Here is a 15,768-nt window from a genome sequence, read left to right as displayed (position 1 = left end):
TCACATCCCTTTCTTATCTTGTAACGTATTCAAGATTTCGTAACAATTTGCACGAACAGAAATGAAGTCGTCCACGCCAGCTTCACGGTATACAGGTTCTAAGTCCTTAGGAGGTGCCCCTGCTAAAATAACCGTTACATGCGGCATCGTTTCTTTCAATTCCTTAGCGAGTGGTGGTACCAATTCTGGATAGGTATCATCTGTAGAACAGATAACAACTACATCAGCACCACTTTCACGAGCAGCTTTCGCCGCATCAGCCGTTGTTTCATGGCCATCATTTTTGATAACTTCAAAAGCCCCTACTTCGAAGAAGCCTGTGGAGAAGTCCGCACGAGGTTTATGTTGAGGGATTGGGCCCATGTTAGCCAAGAATACCTTCACATTATCTTTCGTACGTTGTTTATAATTCTCAGTGCGCATGCGAAGTGCTTCAAACTGTTCAGTCCAGCGATGAGCTGCAATGGATTCAATTGTTTCGGAAGCAATATCGCCAGCATCTAAAGCCTTCCGGATTTGACGTATTGTTAATTTTTGTAATGCACCGAGTTCAATAAGGCCAATCAAAGCGCCTGGCTCTGTAGTACCTGCTTCTAGGGTAGCCTGTGCTTTCACAACCGCATCTGGCTCCGCACTCGCTAAGTACTCTTCGATTTGAGCAACCCGTTTTTGACGCAATGTTTCTTGATTTTCTGGTTTTGGATCAAGCAATTCTTCCGTCATGTTCGCATACATGTTGTTACCTACAGCCACATCTCTGCGGAATGCAAGGTTTTTGAAGCGTTCATCAAGAACCGATTTAACTTGAGCTTGTGGATAGCCTTCTTTCAAAGCTGCTACAATACCACCTTTAGCCTCAATAGTTTGGAACTCAGCCCAAATTTTTTCGCATAATTCAGCAGCCAATGTTTCCACATACCAGGAACCGCCTACAGGGTCTACTGGTTGACGCAACTCGAACTCAGTTTGCAACATCACTTGGATGTTACGGGCAATACGACGAGAGAAATCGTCAGCTTTGCGAATTGGTTGGTCAAATGGAGATACTTCAAGGCTATTCAAACCGCCTACAACACCAGAGAATGCTTGTGTTGTATTGCGCAACAAGTTTACATATGGGTCGTATACAGTTTTTGTGAAAGCCGATGTTCTGCCGTGTACATGAACGGCACGGTCAGCTTCTTCTGCACCGAAGGCCTCCATAATGCGCGCCCAAAGCACACGTAATGCACGTAATTTAGCAATTTCCATGAAGAAGTTTGCACCCAAGGAGAATGTAAACATCATGCTTTTAGCAATAGTATGGATATCGATGTTCCTTTGTGCTAATTGACGAACATAACAAACTGCTGTTGCCAATGCATACGCAACCTCTTGTACATCATTAGCGCCACCATTAGCGTATACATCGCCAGATACAAGTACAGTTTTAAGCTCTGGAGCTTGTTCTTTAGCCCATACAACAGTATGTGCCATTTCATCAAAGGCTGTATCTAAAGACATATGCAATGTACCATCTTTAGCCCAAACACCAATAGGGTCTGCACCAACGAGACCTTTTAAGTCAGAGGTTTGTTTTTTAGAGCCTTTCACCGTAGCGGCTAACATACCGAGCAAGATAGCTGCAGAAGCACCTGTTTCAATGTATAAAGGATTTTCCTTTAAATTAAAACGCTCAATCAATTGGCTACAATCATCCATAGTAGACAGAGACGTACCGCCGATACCAACAGCTGCGCCTACTTGCACATCTTGATCATGGCGTGTTGCTTCATCAAGGCGAATATTGTGAATGGTGCCACCTTTTACAATTTCGTATAAACTTGCATGATTAGCATCCTTAGGAAAGGATTCATCTACATATTGGGATACGCCCCAAGAGTCTTTAATATAACCACTTGCCTTTGTGCCACGTAGGAACTCACCTGCCCCAGGGTATACACCCTTTGGAATTTTTTCTCCATGCAATGCAGGCGTGTAAATTGGTTGTAACGTAATTCCCTCATAGGTTTTAGTGAACATCTTCTTATGGAAGTCGCCACCTTTTAACGCTTTTTCAACCTCGGCCTGCCATTGTTCATACGTAGGTTTCTTAAACTCATCAAAGGATACAGGTGCTAATAAATCGCGTTCAGCATCCTTTGAAGTCTTTTTGTCAGACATATATGTGCCTCCTTTTCAACTCGAAACCATACCGAGAAACAGCGCACCGTACCTGCGAATTGTTAGATATATGAATCACTCGAGCTTTATCTTATTGGACCACATCAACCTCAAAATGTGTCCATCTGTTTAATATCTATAAAACCTGATTCCTATACTCAACATCCACTCTAAGGGCAATAAAAAACGTGCCACCTAAAGTGACACGTAAGGTTTCTTATTGAAAGGTACACTAAAAAATACTGTAGCCAGCATACCCCAATCCCCTTCCTATCGCTCGTAGGTACATAACGGTGATTATCAAATAGGCAGTTCTCCTGGCTCGGGATCATCACCTCGCTTTCGCCTTCCCAGATTACTCCAGTGACATGTATGAAAGCAGACTCATCCTTACAGTGGCGGGACCGCATCGGCTTATACCGATTTCTCTATTAAGTCTTGCGACACCTATTCTCTATATTCGTTGTTCTAAGTCCAATATAGTGTAACAATATGCACAAAGTCAATGAACATAACATTTAATCATAAGTGCCAAAATCAAAGTTATAACTGAAAATCATATGCAATAACTAAAACGCATGACTTGAGAATCAGTGATATAATAAATACTATCACGAGGAGGCATTATGGAGCATACAAGTAAAAAAGGGTTAATCACAGCCCTTAGTTGTTATATAATTTGGGGCTTACTCCCTCTATATTGGGCATTATTAAACCATGTTTCACCGTATAATATACTGGCACAGCGCATTATCTGGTCAGGTGTTTGCATGGCTATCGTTGTATTTGGCCTACACTTTAAACAATTCAAAAAGGACTTTCAATTACTAAAAGAACAACGTTCACAACTATTCCTACTTTTAGTTGCGGCAGTCATCATCAGTGTAAACTGGTTCACCTACATTTGGGCCATCGCTAATAATCAAGTTATGAACACGAGCCTTGGCTATTACATCAACCCACTCTTCAATGTAGTATTAGGTATCATCCTATTTAAAGAGGTTCTATCTATACCGAAAAAGCTGAGTGTCCTCATCGCTACCATCGGCATCGCCTTACTCACCTATCAAGTGGGATCCTTGCCATTAGTATCGATGATTCTCGCCGTTTCCTTCGGTCTCTATGGGGCCGTAAAAAAGAAACTACTCATCTCTCCCTTTACGAGCATCGCCTTTGAGGCCTGGCTATTAACACCGCTAGCCTTACTATATACGACCATGGTCGATAATACCGTGTGGTCCTATTTCGGCACAGACTGGTATACGACCATGTTGCTCATAGCCTGCGGTCTAACTACATCTGTCCCATTGGTGCTATTCTCCTATGGTGCGCAGCTATTGCCGCTCAACCTACTAGGCTTCTTGCAATATGTATCCCCTACCATTGCCTTGTTGCTAGCCATCTTTTACTTTGGTGAAAGCTTTGGCACACCACAGATAATCGCCTTCGGTTGTATCTGGATAGCCTTAGTATTATTCTCCTTATCAAGCCAAATTACAACGCGCATTAGCCTTAAAAAGTAATACATCTACTAATCAACTAAAAAGCTGTATCAAATGACATTCTCATTTGATACAGCTTTCTTTTATATAAACGTATTAATCTAACTTATTTTAATCTAACTCATTCATATTGGTCGTATTCAGATTAGAAATGTAATGGTTATAGGCCTCAATCATACGATTATAGTCATTATCTTGTTTTGAACCCATATAGGTACGGATTGCACCAATTGTAGAGTTTACAGAGGTTTTAACAGAATCATATTTAGGACTAGTAATACCATTTGATACATCACCAATAGATTGCAACTCTTGATTGATAGCATTTACGTCTAGTTGTTTTTCACTATCGATCTTTTCCAGGACCGCAGTAAGTCGCAAATGAACCTCTTGTGCTGCAGCAGCATTTTTCTTGCCTGCATCACGCAATTGTTGCAACCGTTGTTGCAAACGGTCTGTATTGATTTTATGCATAACATTATCAAAATCAGCATAAATAGGAACAAATTGTTCATACAATTGAACATATTTAGGGCCTAATTGTTGCTCCTTAGCATAATTATCTGTGGTATACCCTTTAGATTTATAATATGCATCGAGTTCTTCCGCTACCGGTGTAATTTCGTTCAATTTTGAAAGCAACTTATCTAAAGGCTCCTTCATTTCATCATACGGAATACCTGCTTGCTTAGCCTCTTCTAATTCTTTTTGTAGCTGCTTAAAGTTTGGTGCACTAAATACAGTTAAATGCTGCCCCGCTTTTAACTCATTAAGAGTTGGCGTATTCGCATAATCAAACATGACAGCCATGCGATTGTATCGACTTACAGCTTTCACATATTGATTAAATAACTGCACCTGATCCTGCTCAGACCGTTGCGCAATTTCCTTACGGCTCTGTTCAGTACCCTGCCATAACTCTGACATACTACAACCGCTCAAAAAAAATGGGGATGTCAATGTCGCCGCACACAACACAGCCATTACTACCCTTTTACCAAATGGTTTCATGATGAATCCTCTCCTTTCATCAATACACAACCTAATTTATACATATTAATTATATACTAATATGATTTTTATGAATAGGATTAATATATAAAAGTCATGTATCAATTTTGTCAAGCGACTAATAGAATCAGGAAACATCATTTCTACTCTAATAGTATTATTAATTGCTCAATAGATTTAAAAACTATAACCCAACCAATGTTTTAAATCGCCTATTATTGTGAAAGCGTTCAAAATGGTCTTGTTCGGCTGCAACAGCTTTTACAGAAGGATCAATTTTTATAGCCTTTTCTAGCCAATCAAGGGCCTTAGTATCTTCCCCTTTGTCTGCATAAATGGTAGCAATACCATACACAGACCAGGTGTTACTAGGGTCCTTTTCCAATACCTTTTCAAACCATTGTTTAGAATCGTTTAACTGACCTTGTAGCTTATAAACCATAGCCATATTATAGTAATTGGCCACATTATTAGGGTCTAAATCATAAGCCTTTTTAGTATCTGTCAAACCTTTAGTCGCATCACCGTTTAATGCTGTTGCAAAGCCACGTACAGAATAGGCTTCTGCATTATTAGCGTTATTCTTAATGGATGCTGTAGCTTCGTCTATGGCTTTCGTGTACTCACCAGCAGATAAGGCTTGCTTTGCTGTAATTAGATGGTCATCTTGCTTGGTAGTCGCTTGGCTGTTTCCCGCAGCAGATGTAGAGAAACCAGTTGCAGTAGCAGAACTAGTTGCATTTGATTCTGTTTTATTACTATTCGTATTTTGATTCAATCCACATCCCGTAAGGGCTGTTATTAAAAGAAAGAAAAGCACAACCTTCTTCATTAGAAATTCTCCAATCATTAATTATATACAAGACTCCATAGCATGATGATATAATATAAAATACCTCCCGAAAGGAGGTGGTATATTGCAGGAGCTGTTTTATGCACTCTGGGGCACCTTGCTTGCCCCTATTATTGTTGCCTTAGTTGTAACTACCTACAGCTACTGGCTTAACAATAAAAACAAAAAATAAGCAAGAAAAAGGACGAGCTGCCACTCGTCCTTTTTTTTGGTTATATTGCAGGTAATTTCATACACTCTACTACCTACGTTTAGTATACCACATTTCTTAGAAAAATAAAGAATTAGCAATAAATCTCATAAAACTCCTAAAAACTATTAGTAGTTTTAACATAATTTACGAGCAATATTAAAGCAACATTAACATAAACTACCAGTTACTTTAACCCAACCTACTAGTAACCTTAGTGTAAACTACTAGCAACATTAACGTAAATAGCAATAGATATACAAGACTTATTTCTTAGCCTTAGAGCAACGGTCCAATAGGAATGCAACACCAATGAATGGGATGCCGCCGTTTTCGCCAAGGCCGATTTCACAGGTGGAGCTGGAGCTTACGCCTAGTGTTGCACCGTATTCAGCGATTTCAGCTGCAAGGTCTTTGGTAGCACATTTGTTGAGTTCTGGTGTGAAGAACCCTTTTTGACCAGCAAAGCCATCACATGCAAAGGATTTAATGTTGAATACATGGTCTGTGCATAGACGAGCCAAATCTTCAATATATTGAGATTTATTCAAGGATTTGATCTTACATTGTTTGTGTACAATTACGCGTTCATCGCATTTTTCAATGTCGAGATGAGGCACAACGTATTTGCACAAGAATTCAGAAATATCGTTGATTTCTAAGTCTGGCATATGTTTGAATGCATGATTAAAGCATGCACTATGGTCAATCACGATTGGGTATTTACCATTTTGAGATGCTTTCATCAATGCATCGTGTAAGTCTTTCACAGCACGCTCATGAACGTCATCGTAGTTTTCAAAGCTCAAGCCACAGCAGAGGTTTTCGATATGTTCAGGGTAGATAATATCGATATGGGCCTTGTTGCAAAGGCTTTCCACTACTTGTTGCAAGCTACGTTCATCGTCATAACCTTGATTAGGTTTGAACGCACGGTTCGCACAGGTACTAAAGTATACAACCTTTTCAAAATTAGTCGGTTTAATGCGGCTTCTCAATCTGTAACGGTTGGCCTTAGGCGTAGTCTTAGGAATGTACGGAGTAATACCAGTTACACCATGTAAGCCTTCTGTAATCTTGGAAATCGCTTTTTGCGTAACGATAGAACCGGCAATACCTTCGAGACTTACGCCGGCACGAGCCATTTGAAGTGTAGTAGGGAAATTATCGTAAATCTTCTTAGCCAATTCTGGTGCTGGAGGATCGATGCGACGCATGGATAATGCAATTTGAGCCGTATCGATGCTGAGTGGGCAAAGGCCTTTACACATGGAGCACGCAGCACAAGTATCTACACCAAAGTATTCATAGCCTTTTTTAAGCTCCGCAGCCAATGTGAAATTACCTTCGTTTTCAAGGCGTTTCGTTTCGCGCAATAATGCAATACGTTGACGAGGAGTCAATGTTAAATTGCGGCTTGGACAATGTTTTTCACAGAAACCGCATTCCATACAGATTGTGAAAGCATCATCAATAACACATTGAGCTTTAAGGTTTTTCTTATACACATCTGGGTCATCAGTAATGATAACATCAGGATTCAAGATGCGTTCAGGGTCAAAGATAGCTTTAATACGACGGTTGATTTCGTATGCTTTACGGCCCCATTCCATTTCAATGAACGGTGCAACCATGCGGCCTGTACCATGTTCAGCTTTCAAAGAACCACCAAAGCCAGAAACGCGTTCGGACATTTCTTTTACCAAATCGCCAAAGTTCTTAGTATCTTTAGGATCGCTGAAATCAGGCGTAATGTTAAAGTGAACATTACCAGATAACGCATGGCCGAAGATTACACCACCATCTACGAAATCGTATTTGTGAAATAATTCGGTAAGCATTTCGATACCCTTCGTGAAATCTTCGATTTGGAAGCATACGTCTTCTGTAATAACAGTGGTGCCTTTTCTACGTTGACCACCAACGATTGGCAAGATACCTTTACGGATTGCCCACCAGGAATCGTATTCTTTAGGATCTTGAGAGTAAAGACTTGGGATAGCCGTTGGAATATCTTTCAATTTGTCTTTAATGAAAGCTAAGTTTTCATCGACAATTTCTTTGGAGTAACTTTCAGTTTGGAACAAGATAGCACTTGTACCTTCAGGAACTTCACGAACAAATTCAGGCACATTATCTAGCGATTGAACGGCCTTAAGGGATTGATAGTCCATCATTTCCGCAGCTACAACCTTATCGCGACCCATATTAGCCAATGCTACAACCGCAAGAGATGCATCGTTCAATGTTTTAAAGAACATGAGACCGCAACCTTTGTAAGGTACGTCTTCAACAGTATTGTACACGATTTCAGATACGAAGCCCAATGTACCTTCAGAACCGATGAACAAGTGGTTGATGATATCGATAATATCTTCGAAATCAACAAGGGAGTTCAAGCCGTAACCTGTGGTATTTTTGATTTTGTACTTGTGATGAATCAAGTGTGTCAATTCTTCATCGGCCAAGATATCCTTGCGCAATTGTAAGATATCCTCTACCATTTGAGGTTTTTCTTTAAGGAATTGATCAATGCTCTTTTGGTCAGACGTATCAAGGATGGAGCCATCTAGTAATACAACGCGAATGGACCGAATTGTTTTATAAGAGTTTTGCGCCGTACCACAGCACATACCAGAGGAGTTATTATTCAAAATACCGCCCACTAATGCGGTGGCAAGCGTTGCAGGATCTGGACCAATTTTGCGGTTGTACGGTTTCAATAAATCATTCGCATCGGAACCGATAACACCACATTCACATTTCAAGGCTTTCCCATCATCGATAACTTCCATTTTCTTGAAGCCATCATTACATACGATGAGCACATCTTCACTGGAGCATTGACCAGACAAGGAGGAGCCGGCCGCACGGAATGTAAATGGTGTCCCACATTGTTGACACAAACGAATAAGTCGTCTTACTTCTCGTTCATCTTCAGCTTTAACAACTACCTTTGGTAAATAGCTATAGCAAGACGCATCAACGCCATATGCATAACGACGTAAATGATCGGTGTATACGCGACCTTTACAAATCTCATTTGCCTCCTTGGCAAAACGTTCATAATCTCTAATAAGTGTACTCACTTCTATTTCCTCCTATCCTTTCTTAAGGAATCTATTACTTTTAGTATACGCCGTTCTCATTCTCCTCACTATAATTATGCATAATTTATATCTCTTCTAATAAAAATCGATATGCATTACCTTTTTATTTCCTCAGTTGAAAGTACATCTCATTAGCATTATCATGTACCCATTTTTCCTCATATACAATCAAGAATCCTTATTTATTAAGCATGTATAGATATAGTCAGTAATTATATGCTAAAACCTCTCTAAATAACGATTCGTACTACCTATAATTCTATAGTAAATACATTACTAACATTATGCATAAAAATAGTATGATTTATATATTTTAAATTTTTCATTCTCATTTATAGTTCTCTATGACTTTTAGTTATACCCTTTTATAAAATGCTGAAAATACAGAAAGTCCTCTAATGATAAACGCTTACGAATCACCATTAGAGAGCTTTACTAAATTATGCTTATTAAAGATAGATTAATTATAAAACCATATTATCCCAAAATACCAGATTTAAGAATGAGGCGTACCGCCAATGCAAAGACAGCTATGCTCATGAGGGCGAGGATAGCTTTTGCTTTGAGACGTTTTGCAATACGAGCACCTACTTGAGCACCAAAGATAGCGCCAATACTAGTAGGGATAGCAATACTAAATATGATGTGGCTTTCAATTAAATGTGTAATAACCCCCACCGTTGTTGATACGGCGAGAATAGATTGACTTGTAGCCGTTGCCATATGGGTAGGAAAGCCCATGAGATAAATCAAAGCCGGCACATGGATGAGGCCACCACCGATACCAAAGATACTCGAAATAAAGCCAACAAAAAAGCTAATACTAATACCGATAGGTTTGCTATAGCTCAACTGCTCAAGAGTCAGAGACTCTTCCTTTCGTTCCCCTTTTCTAAAATTTTTAAAACCAATCAATACAGATGCACACAGCATAAAGCATCCAAAGGCAAACATAAATCCCTTACCGGAGAACCATCCAGACATTTGGGCCCCTAAAATAGCGCCTGGGAAGGTAGCTAAACTAAAGACAATAGCAGCGTTAATGTATACCTTTTTTTGTTTCAGATATGCTATAGATCCAGAAATAGCATTACACATAACAGAAAAGAGTGACGTCCCTACAATCATGGACGGAGACCACTCAGGGAACCAATACATAAAAAGAGGCACAAAAACAAGTCCTCCACCGGCACCGATGATGGTACCAATCATAGCTGCTAAAAAGCCAACTATGGTAAAGAATATATAGAATACCACTATATTATCAATCACATTAAGACCTCCCATGCCGTTTGAATTATTGTTTCTCCATATATACAAAAGATAATCCCGTTTCATCCTGTATTTCTCTAACGGCTTTATACCCCATTTTTGTATATAACTTTATATTGATCCAGCTTTTCGTACATGTATATAATACACGCCGGTCTTGACTGCATTGTTCATCTACGAAAACTAATAACTTCCGAGCCAACCCTTGTTGCCGATAGTTTGGATGCACCATCAAGCGACCGACCTCTACCACGCCATCGTCATATTGATAGCGAATACCTCCGATGATTCTTCCCCCATCATCTACTAGTTTATAGGTATGCCATTGGGTGAAAGTAGCGTTAAACTCCTCTTCCGACTCCATCAATGCAGGAACCATTCGACTTCCAATCATCTCCGCTTCGCTTTCAAATGTAAGCAATTGCAAACGGTACAGATCCAATACATCTGACTCAGTAGCTTTCACAATTTTCATAAACTACTCCTAATATATACCACGAATCAACGATTAGCTTTAGATATAATGACTAATTTGATTGGAAAAACTCCTTAGCCGCTTTCAATCGGCCACGCTCACAAGAGACTTGTAATTCATCCCCTGGTTCGAGTTTTACATCGCCTAATGGCACAATGTAGGTACCATTACGGCGAATACTTACGATCAATGTACCATCTGGCAATGCCAAGTCTTGTAGCTGTACATCCGTATAGTTTGCCACCACAGGCACCTTCGTTTGAAAGAAGGTTTGTACAGATTCTAGATTGCTTTGACCACTCATGGCTTGCAACAAGGAATCGTAAATCGGCGGTTCTTTTAAAAGCTCCGCCACAAGATAGGCCACGAGCGTAACGATACCGATAGCATAAATATTAGAGAAACTATCCGTCATTTCAAGAACGAGCAAAATCGCCAAAATTGGGGTCCGCATAGCGGCCGCTAACATACCTCCCATGGCACAGATAACGAACTGTGGTACAAAATCAGGAGAAATAAGTCCTAAGGTTGAAAGTAAGCTTTCACAAAAAGCACCTGTTGCAGCACCAATTACGAGCATGGGCAAAAATATGCCCCCTTGAGCACCACTGCCATAGCAGAAGGTGGTAAGTAAAATCTTGCCTAATACGATGCCACCTAAGAGCAATACGCCATGAGATTGAAAGGCAAGCTGACCCACAAGGTCATTGCCCCCACCCAAGAGGAGCTGCGAATCAAAGCCAATGGCTGCCACTGCCACAAAGGTAAGGGCTAATTTCAAGAATCGAGAACATTTGAGCCAGTCAAAGAACCTCTTGAAAGCAAAAATCATACGGCAAAATAACACACCACATAGCCCCATGATAACACCAACCATGAGTAGTATCGGGAAATATTCAAGAGGAACCCCTGAGGTCACCGTAAAGCCCAGCGCTGGTGTAAGTCCAAAGATACTAACTGTAATATAGTTAGAAATCAAAGTTGCCACGAAGGTTGGTACAACGAGATACGGATAAAAGCTTTTATGTACCTCTTCAAAGACGAACATCGCCCCCGATACGGGCGCACTAAAGGCAGCTGTTAAGCCTGCCCCAGCACCTGCGGATGTCAAAATACGCTGTTCTCGTAGTCCCGAATTCATCCAGTAGGACACAATCTTCCCAGCAGAGCCGCCAATCTGTACGGCTGGCCCTTCACGACCTACGGAAAATCCTGCAAAGCCGGTCAGTACGCCACCAATCATTTTAGATACTAGCGTCCGATAGGGCTTCATATCAAAGAGACCTAACATCTCCCCTTCAATTTGCGGGATACCAGAACCACCAGACAATGGGGCCCATGCGAGCAATCGATCTACAATAAACGCAAAAATGACCATTACCACAAGCCAACCTATGGCCCATTCCATAGTAATACCATCCATCAAATGCCACCTGATATGCTCTGATTCAAGTATCAAATAGCGATATGATGCCCCAAAAAAACCTGCAATCACCCCAACAAGAGCACCCTTTGCAATGAGTTCCGTTAAGAGCACTCGATTCATGGACATATCTGCCAAGGTAGAACTACGCTTATTAAATTTCCATAATTTCATAACATCCTCCTTAGCAGTGACCAAAACCAACCGTTCCTCTGCCGACATAGGTCTACACGAACTATGCATTCATATCCTTAGTATACTTATGTAAACCACCATTTTCAAGAAAGGATTACGTATAAAAATAGCTTTCTCACGGAACACGAGATCAAAGGTCTGAATCACAAAACAATAGATAGCGCTTTAAACACAAAGCTAGCCACCTCTAAAAAGAGATGGCTAGTTTTGTTAAGCAAGTGTGTAAATGTATTTTCTTTACACATTCGGAGGCATTTGAAATATGTAAAGACGCTAATTAGAATATGGATTCATAGATGCCGATTATTTCTTCTAAAGAGGCATCCCGTGGGTTACCAGGAGTACATGCATCGTTGAAAGCAGATTCAGCGAGGAATGGAATGTCTTCCCGTTTTACGCCTGCTTCGCTAAGAGATTTAGGAATACCTACGTCATCAGCTAATTTCTGAATTACGTCGATAGCCGCTTGACGATAGGTTGCTTCATCCATAGCATCTACATTAGGAACGCCCATAACGCGAGCGATTTCACGATATTTTTCACCTGTAGCAGGGGCATTGAATTTCAATACTGCTGTTAACAGCATCGCACAAGCCTTACCATGAGGGATATCGTACACAGCACTCAATGGATGAGCCATGGAGTGAACGATGCCGAGGCCAACGTTGGAGAAGCCCATACCCGCGATGTATTGACCTAAAGACATGGCTTCACGGCCTGCATAATCGCCAGCCACAGCGCTACGCAAGGAACGACCAATAATTTCTATAGCTTTCAAATGGAGCATATCAGTTAGCTCCCACGCACCTTTTGTGATATAACCTTCTACGGCGTGTACGAGGGCATCCATACCTGTGGCAGCGCAAAGGCCTGTTGGCATAGACGCGGACATATCAGGATCCACGATGGCAACGATTGGGATGTCATGAGGATCAACGCAAACGAATTTGCGGTTCTTTTCAACGTCTGTAATAACGTAGTTGATAGTAACCTCTGCAGCCGTACCAGATGTAGTAGTAACAGCGATGATTGGCAAGCACGGATTCTTAGTAGGCGCTAAACCTTCAAGGCTGCGTACATCGGCGAACTCAGGGTTCGTAATAATAGTAGCAATCGCCTTGCTTGTATCGATCGGGCTACCGCCACCAACAGCAACGATAACATCGGCGCCAGCCGCTTTACAAGCCTCAACACCAGCCGTTACGTTTTCGATGGTAGGATTTGGTTTGATACCGTCGTAGACTTCATAAGCAATACCTGCCGCATCAAGCAAATCCGTAACCTTTGTAGCCACTTTAAATTCAAATAAATCTGGCGTAGATGTAACGAGGGCTTTTTTGAAATGGCGATTCTTAATTTCGTTCACAATCTCCTGAATCGCGCCTTGTCCAAAATAGGACGTACCGTTCAACATTATTCTGCGAGCCATATACTTCACTCCTAACAAAACAAACTATACAATAAAAAAATAAACCGACAGAGAATCACTTTACTTATTAATTCTCTATCGGTTTAATAAAATCCTTGATAGCACGTTATGTATACACTATATATTTTTCTATTGTAACGATTCTAAAGTTTGTCTCCATTAAGTGTCAACTCAGATTCGCCGTCCATGAATAGTATTTCCACTGTCTATATTCGTGATATACTCTTAAAATTCCTTCCTTAAAATAAGAAATTCTAAGAAATTTTATTCATTTTCATAAGCAAAATCCGTTTCACCGATTCGTCGAGTCGTTCTTTCGAGATACGACCGTCTTTCACGGCTTTCATAAGACCGTTATAAGCCTCTTGCATGTGTTCGTATTCGTGACATACGAGCAAGATATCACTGCCGGCGAGGATGGATTGCACTGCCATATCACCAAAGGTATAGTGTTTTGCGAGGGCACCCATGTCCATATCGTCCGTTACCACAACACCATTATAGCCTATGTCCTTGCGCAACCAATCGGTAATGATTGCTTTCGATAAACTAGCAGGATGGTCTGGATCGATTTGTGGGTACATCGCATGAGACACCATGATTGTATAGGTATTTGGTTTAGACTGTTTGATGAGGTCTATAAATACCTTTGTGTCCTCTGAAAGCAATGTTTCTTTAGATACAGGAACGATGCTTGTATCCGCGTGCAAGTCTACATCGATCTTACCAATGCCCGGAAAGTGCTTATAGGAATACCACAAGCCCGCTTCATCGTAAGCCTTGCCAACGGCGCCTGCATAGCGAACGACCTCATCAGGGCTCGTACTATAAGAGCGACCATAGGTTAATCCTAAGTCCGCCACAGGAGCAAAGTTAATGTTAAAGCCCAAGTCTTTTAGTTCTGCACCAGACTGTTTTGCCAAGGATACAGCTTGCTCAACGGGCATTTTGCCTACCTCCTCAGCGGGAGGAACCTTGATGAGCTTATCATCCATGCGCGCTACTGCACCGCCCTCTTGGTCGATGCCGAGGAACAATGGCGTTAAACCGGCGCTTTTACCAGCCTTATTAATATCTGCAATGAGCGTTTTAACTTGATCCTTGGACTCCATATTTCGATCAAACAAAATGATGCCCCCCACGCGGTACTCGTTGAGCATGAATTTAGCATCATCATTCAACGTCTTGCCGTGAATGCCAATCATCAACAATTGGCCCACCTTGTCTGCATCGGACATATTAGCCACTAACTTGTCCACCTTTTGCTCTGGTGAAAGCTCGCTTTGTGCCACGGACTCATAGGTCACAGGCTCTGCCTTTGAAGTAAATGGATTATGTAAACCGCAACCCGTTGTGACTGCTAATGCACCAATCATAATGGCTGCTACGAAACGTCGAAACATGCATACCTCCCTTAAATCTCTAAAAAGTAATATGTATAGTATATCAAAAAATATAAACGAGCCCAACATAATCAATACACGACAAGCAGCAGTATAGTACATGCATCTTACAAAACAAAAAGATTGTTACTCGAAAACCCAACGGGTATATCCATTGAGAGAATCAAATAACAATCTTTATATGTTTCATTTTTGTTGTGTAAACATTATAGTTTACATTTTAGAGTATAAACTATGTATCTTACATTTTGGATGTGTAAAATGTGTATGTTACATTTTGCAAATTAAATTTTGCCTTGCTCTTTCATTTCCGCTAAGAGCTTTACGATACGAGGTCCACAGCCTTTGCCACCGCAAGCGCCCGTGCCAGCACGAGTTGCTTCTTTTACTTGTGGAAATGTATGAGCACCATCTAAAATGGCTTCTTTAATCGTTTTGCGCGTAATACTACGACATGTGCACACCTTTGTAAGCTTGTCCAGAATCGCCTCTGGCACTTGATTTTCTTCAAAATTCATATGTAATTCCTCATTTATTCACTTGAATATCTATATACAGTATCAATTTAGTGTATCGATTTAGTGTATCGATTTACTATATCAACAATATCTAGTGATGCACTATAATATTGCTATATCGAAAATTTACGATTTCTGTATTTATTATAACACAATTGAGGAACTATATCGATAGTTTTTAATATAAAATCCAAAGAACAGTCAAAAGTAAAATTGTTACTATA

Annotated in this window: 12 protein-coding genes and 1 riboswitch; of the genes, 2 read left to right on the top strand and 10 right to left on the bottom strand. The window is 40.7% G+C overall.

The window, feature by feature from the left end; genetic code table 11:
* Positions 1-2,163: a methylmalonyl-CoA mutase family protein gene (locus NE668_RS06230; protein ID WP_227037236.1), complete on the bottom strand. Its 2,163-nt coding sequence runs from the start codon at positions 2,161-2,163 to the stop codon at positions 1-3.
* A 290-nt stretch (positions 2,164-2,453) separates the two neighbouring features.
* Positions 2,454-2,629, bottom strand: a riboswitch (cobalamin riboswitch).
* Between the two features lie 160 nt (positions 2,630-2,789).
* Here NE668_RS06230 and rarD point away from each other — a divergent pair.
* Positions 2,790-3,686, top strand: a complete 897-nt coding sequence (gene rarD / locus NE668_RS06225) for an EamA family transporter RarD (RefSeq protein WP_227037235.1) — start codon at positions 2,790-2,792, stop codon at positions 3,684-3,686.
* Positions 3,687-3,776: 90 nt separating this feature from the next.
* Here the strand turns inward: rarD and NE668_RS06220 are convergent, their stop codons facing one another.
* Together NE668_RS06220 and NE668_RS06215 are read right to left on the bottom strand one after the other, a co-directional pair.
* Positions 3,777-4,676: a DUF3829 domain-containing protein gene (locus NE668_RS06220; RefSeq protein ID WP_227037234.1), complete on the bottom strand. Its 900-nt coding sequence runs from the start codon at positions 4,674-4,676 to the stop codon at positions 3,777-3,779.
* A gap of 184 nt (positions 4,677-4,860) precedes the next feature.
* Positions 4,861-5,508 carry a tetratricopeptide repeat protein gene (locus NE668_RS06215; protein ID WP_227037233.1) on the bottom strand — a complete coding sequence of 216 codons (648 nt, stop codon included), beginning with the start codon at positions 5,506-5,508 and terminating at the stop codon, positions 4,861-4,863.
* An 85-nt stretch (positions 5,509-5,593) separates the two neighbouring features.
* On the opposite strand from NE668_RS06215, the gene NE668_RS06210 reads away from it, so the two are divergent.
* Positions 5,594-5,701, top strand: a complete 108-nt coding sequence (locus NE668_RS06210) for a type I toxin-antitoxin system Fst family toxin (RefSeq protein WP_227037232.1) — start codon at positions 5,594-5,596, stop codon at positions 5,699-5,701.
* Positions 5,702-5,985: 284 nt separating this feature from the next.
* Here NE668_RS06210 and NE668_RS06205 read toward each other — a convergent pair whose 3' ends face one another.
* The 7 genes from NE668_RS06205 to NE668_RS06175 all read right to left on the bottom strand — a co-directional run bounded on the left by NE668_RS06205 (position 5,986) and on the right by NE668_RS06175 (position 15,544).
* Complete coding sequence (locus tag NE668_RS06205; RefSeq protein WP_227037231.1) at positions 5,986-8,808, bottom strand: FAD-binding and (Fe-S)-binding domain-containing protein; 2,823 nt, start codon at positions 8,806-8,808, stop codon at positions 5,986-5,988.
* Positions 8,809-9,306: 498 nt separating this feature from the next.
* Positions 9,307-10,101 carry a sulfite exporter TauE/SafE family protein gene (locus NE668_RS06200; protein WP_008602031.1) on the bottom strand — a complete coding sequence of 265 codons (795 nt, stop codon included), beginning with the start codon at positions 10,099-10,101 and terminating at the stop codon, positions 9,307-9,309.
* Between the two features lie 25 nt (positions 10,102-10,126).
* Positions 10,127-10,576 (bottom strand): GNAT family N-acetyltransferase, encoded by a 450-nt coding sequence (locus NE668_RS06195; RefSeq protein WP_008602029.1) that lies wholly within the window; start codon positions 10,574-10,576, stop codon positions 10,127-10,129.
* Positions 10,577-10,628: 52 nt separating this feature from the next.
* Entirely contained in the window at positions 10,629-12,173 is a 1,545-nt protein-coding gene (locus NE668_RS06190; protein WP_008602026.1) for a ClC family H(+)/Cl(-) exchange transporter, read from the bottom strand.
* Positions 12,174-12,471: 298 nt separating this feature from the next.
* A complete protein-coding gene (gene fucO, locus NE668_RS06185) occupies positions 12,472-13,623 on the bottom strand; it encodes a lactaldehyde reductase (protein ID WP_004694531.1) in 1,152 nt (383 codons plus the stop codon).
* A gap of 254 nt (positions 13,624-13,877) precedes the next feature.
* Positions 13,878-15,026, bottom strand: a complete 1,149-nt coding sequence (locus NE668_RS06180; protein WP_227037230.1) for a glycoside hydrolase family 3 N-terminal domain-containing protein — start codon at positions 15,024-15,026, stop codon at positions 13,878-13,880.
* Between the two features lie 284 nt (positions 15,027-15,310).
* A complete protein-coding gene (locus tag NE668_RS06175; RefSeq protein WP_004694527.1) occupies positions 15,311-15,544 on the bottom strand; it encodes a (2Fe-2S)-binding protein in 234 nt (77 codons plus the stop codon).
* Positions 15,545-15,768: the final 224 nt, after the last annotated feature.

It is taken from the genome of Veillonella parvula (assembly GCF_024461875.1).
Lineage (GTDB): Bacteria > Bacillota > Negativicutes > Veillonellales > Veillonellaceae > Veillonella > Veillonella parvula_I.
This window is presented reverse-complemented; position numbering and strand designations above follow the sequence as displayed.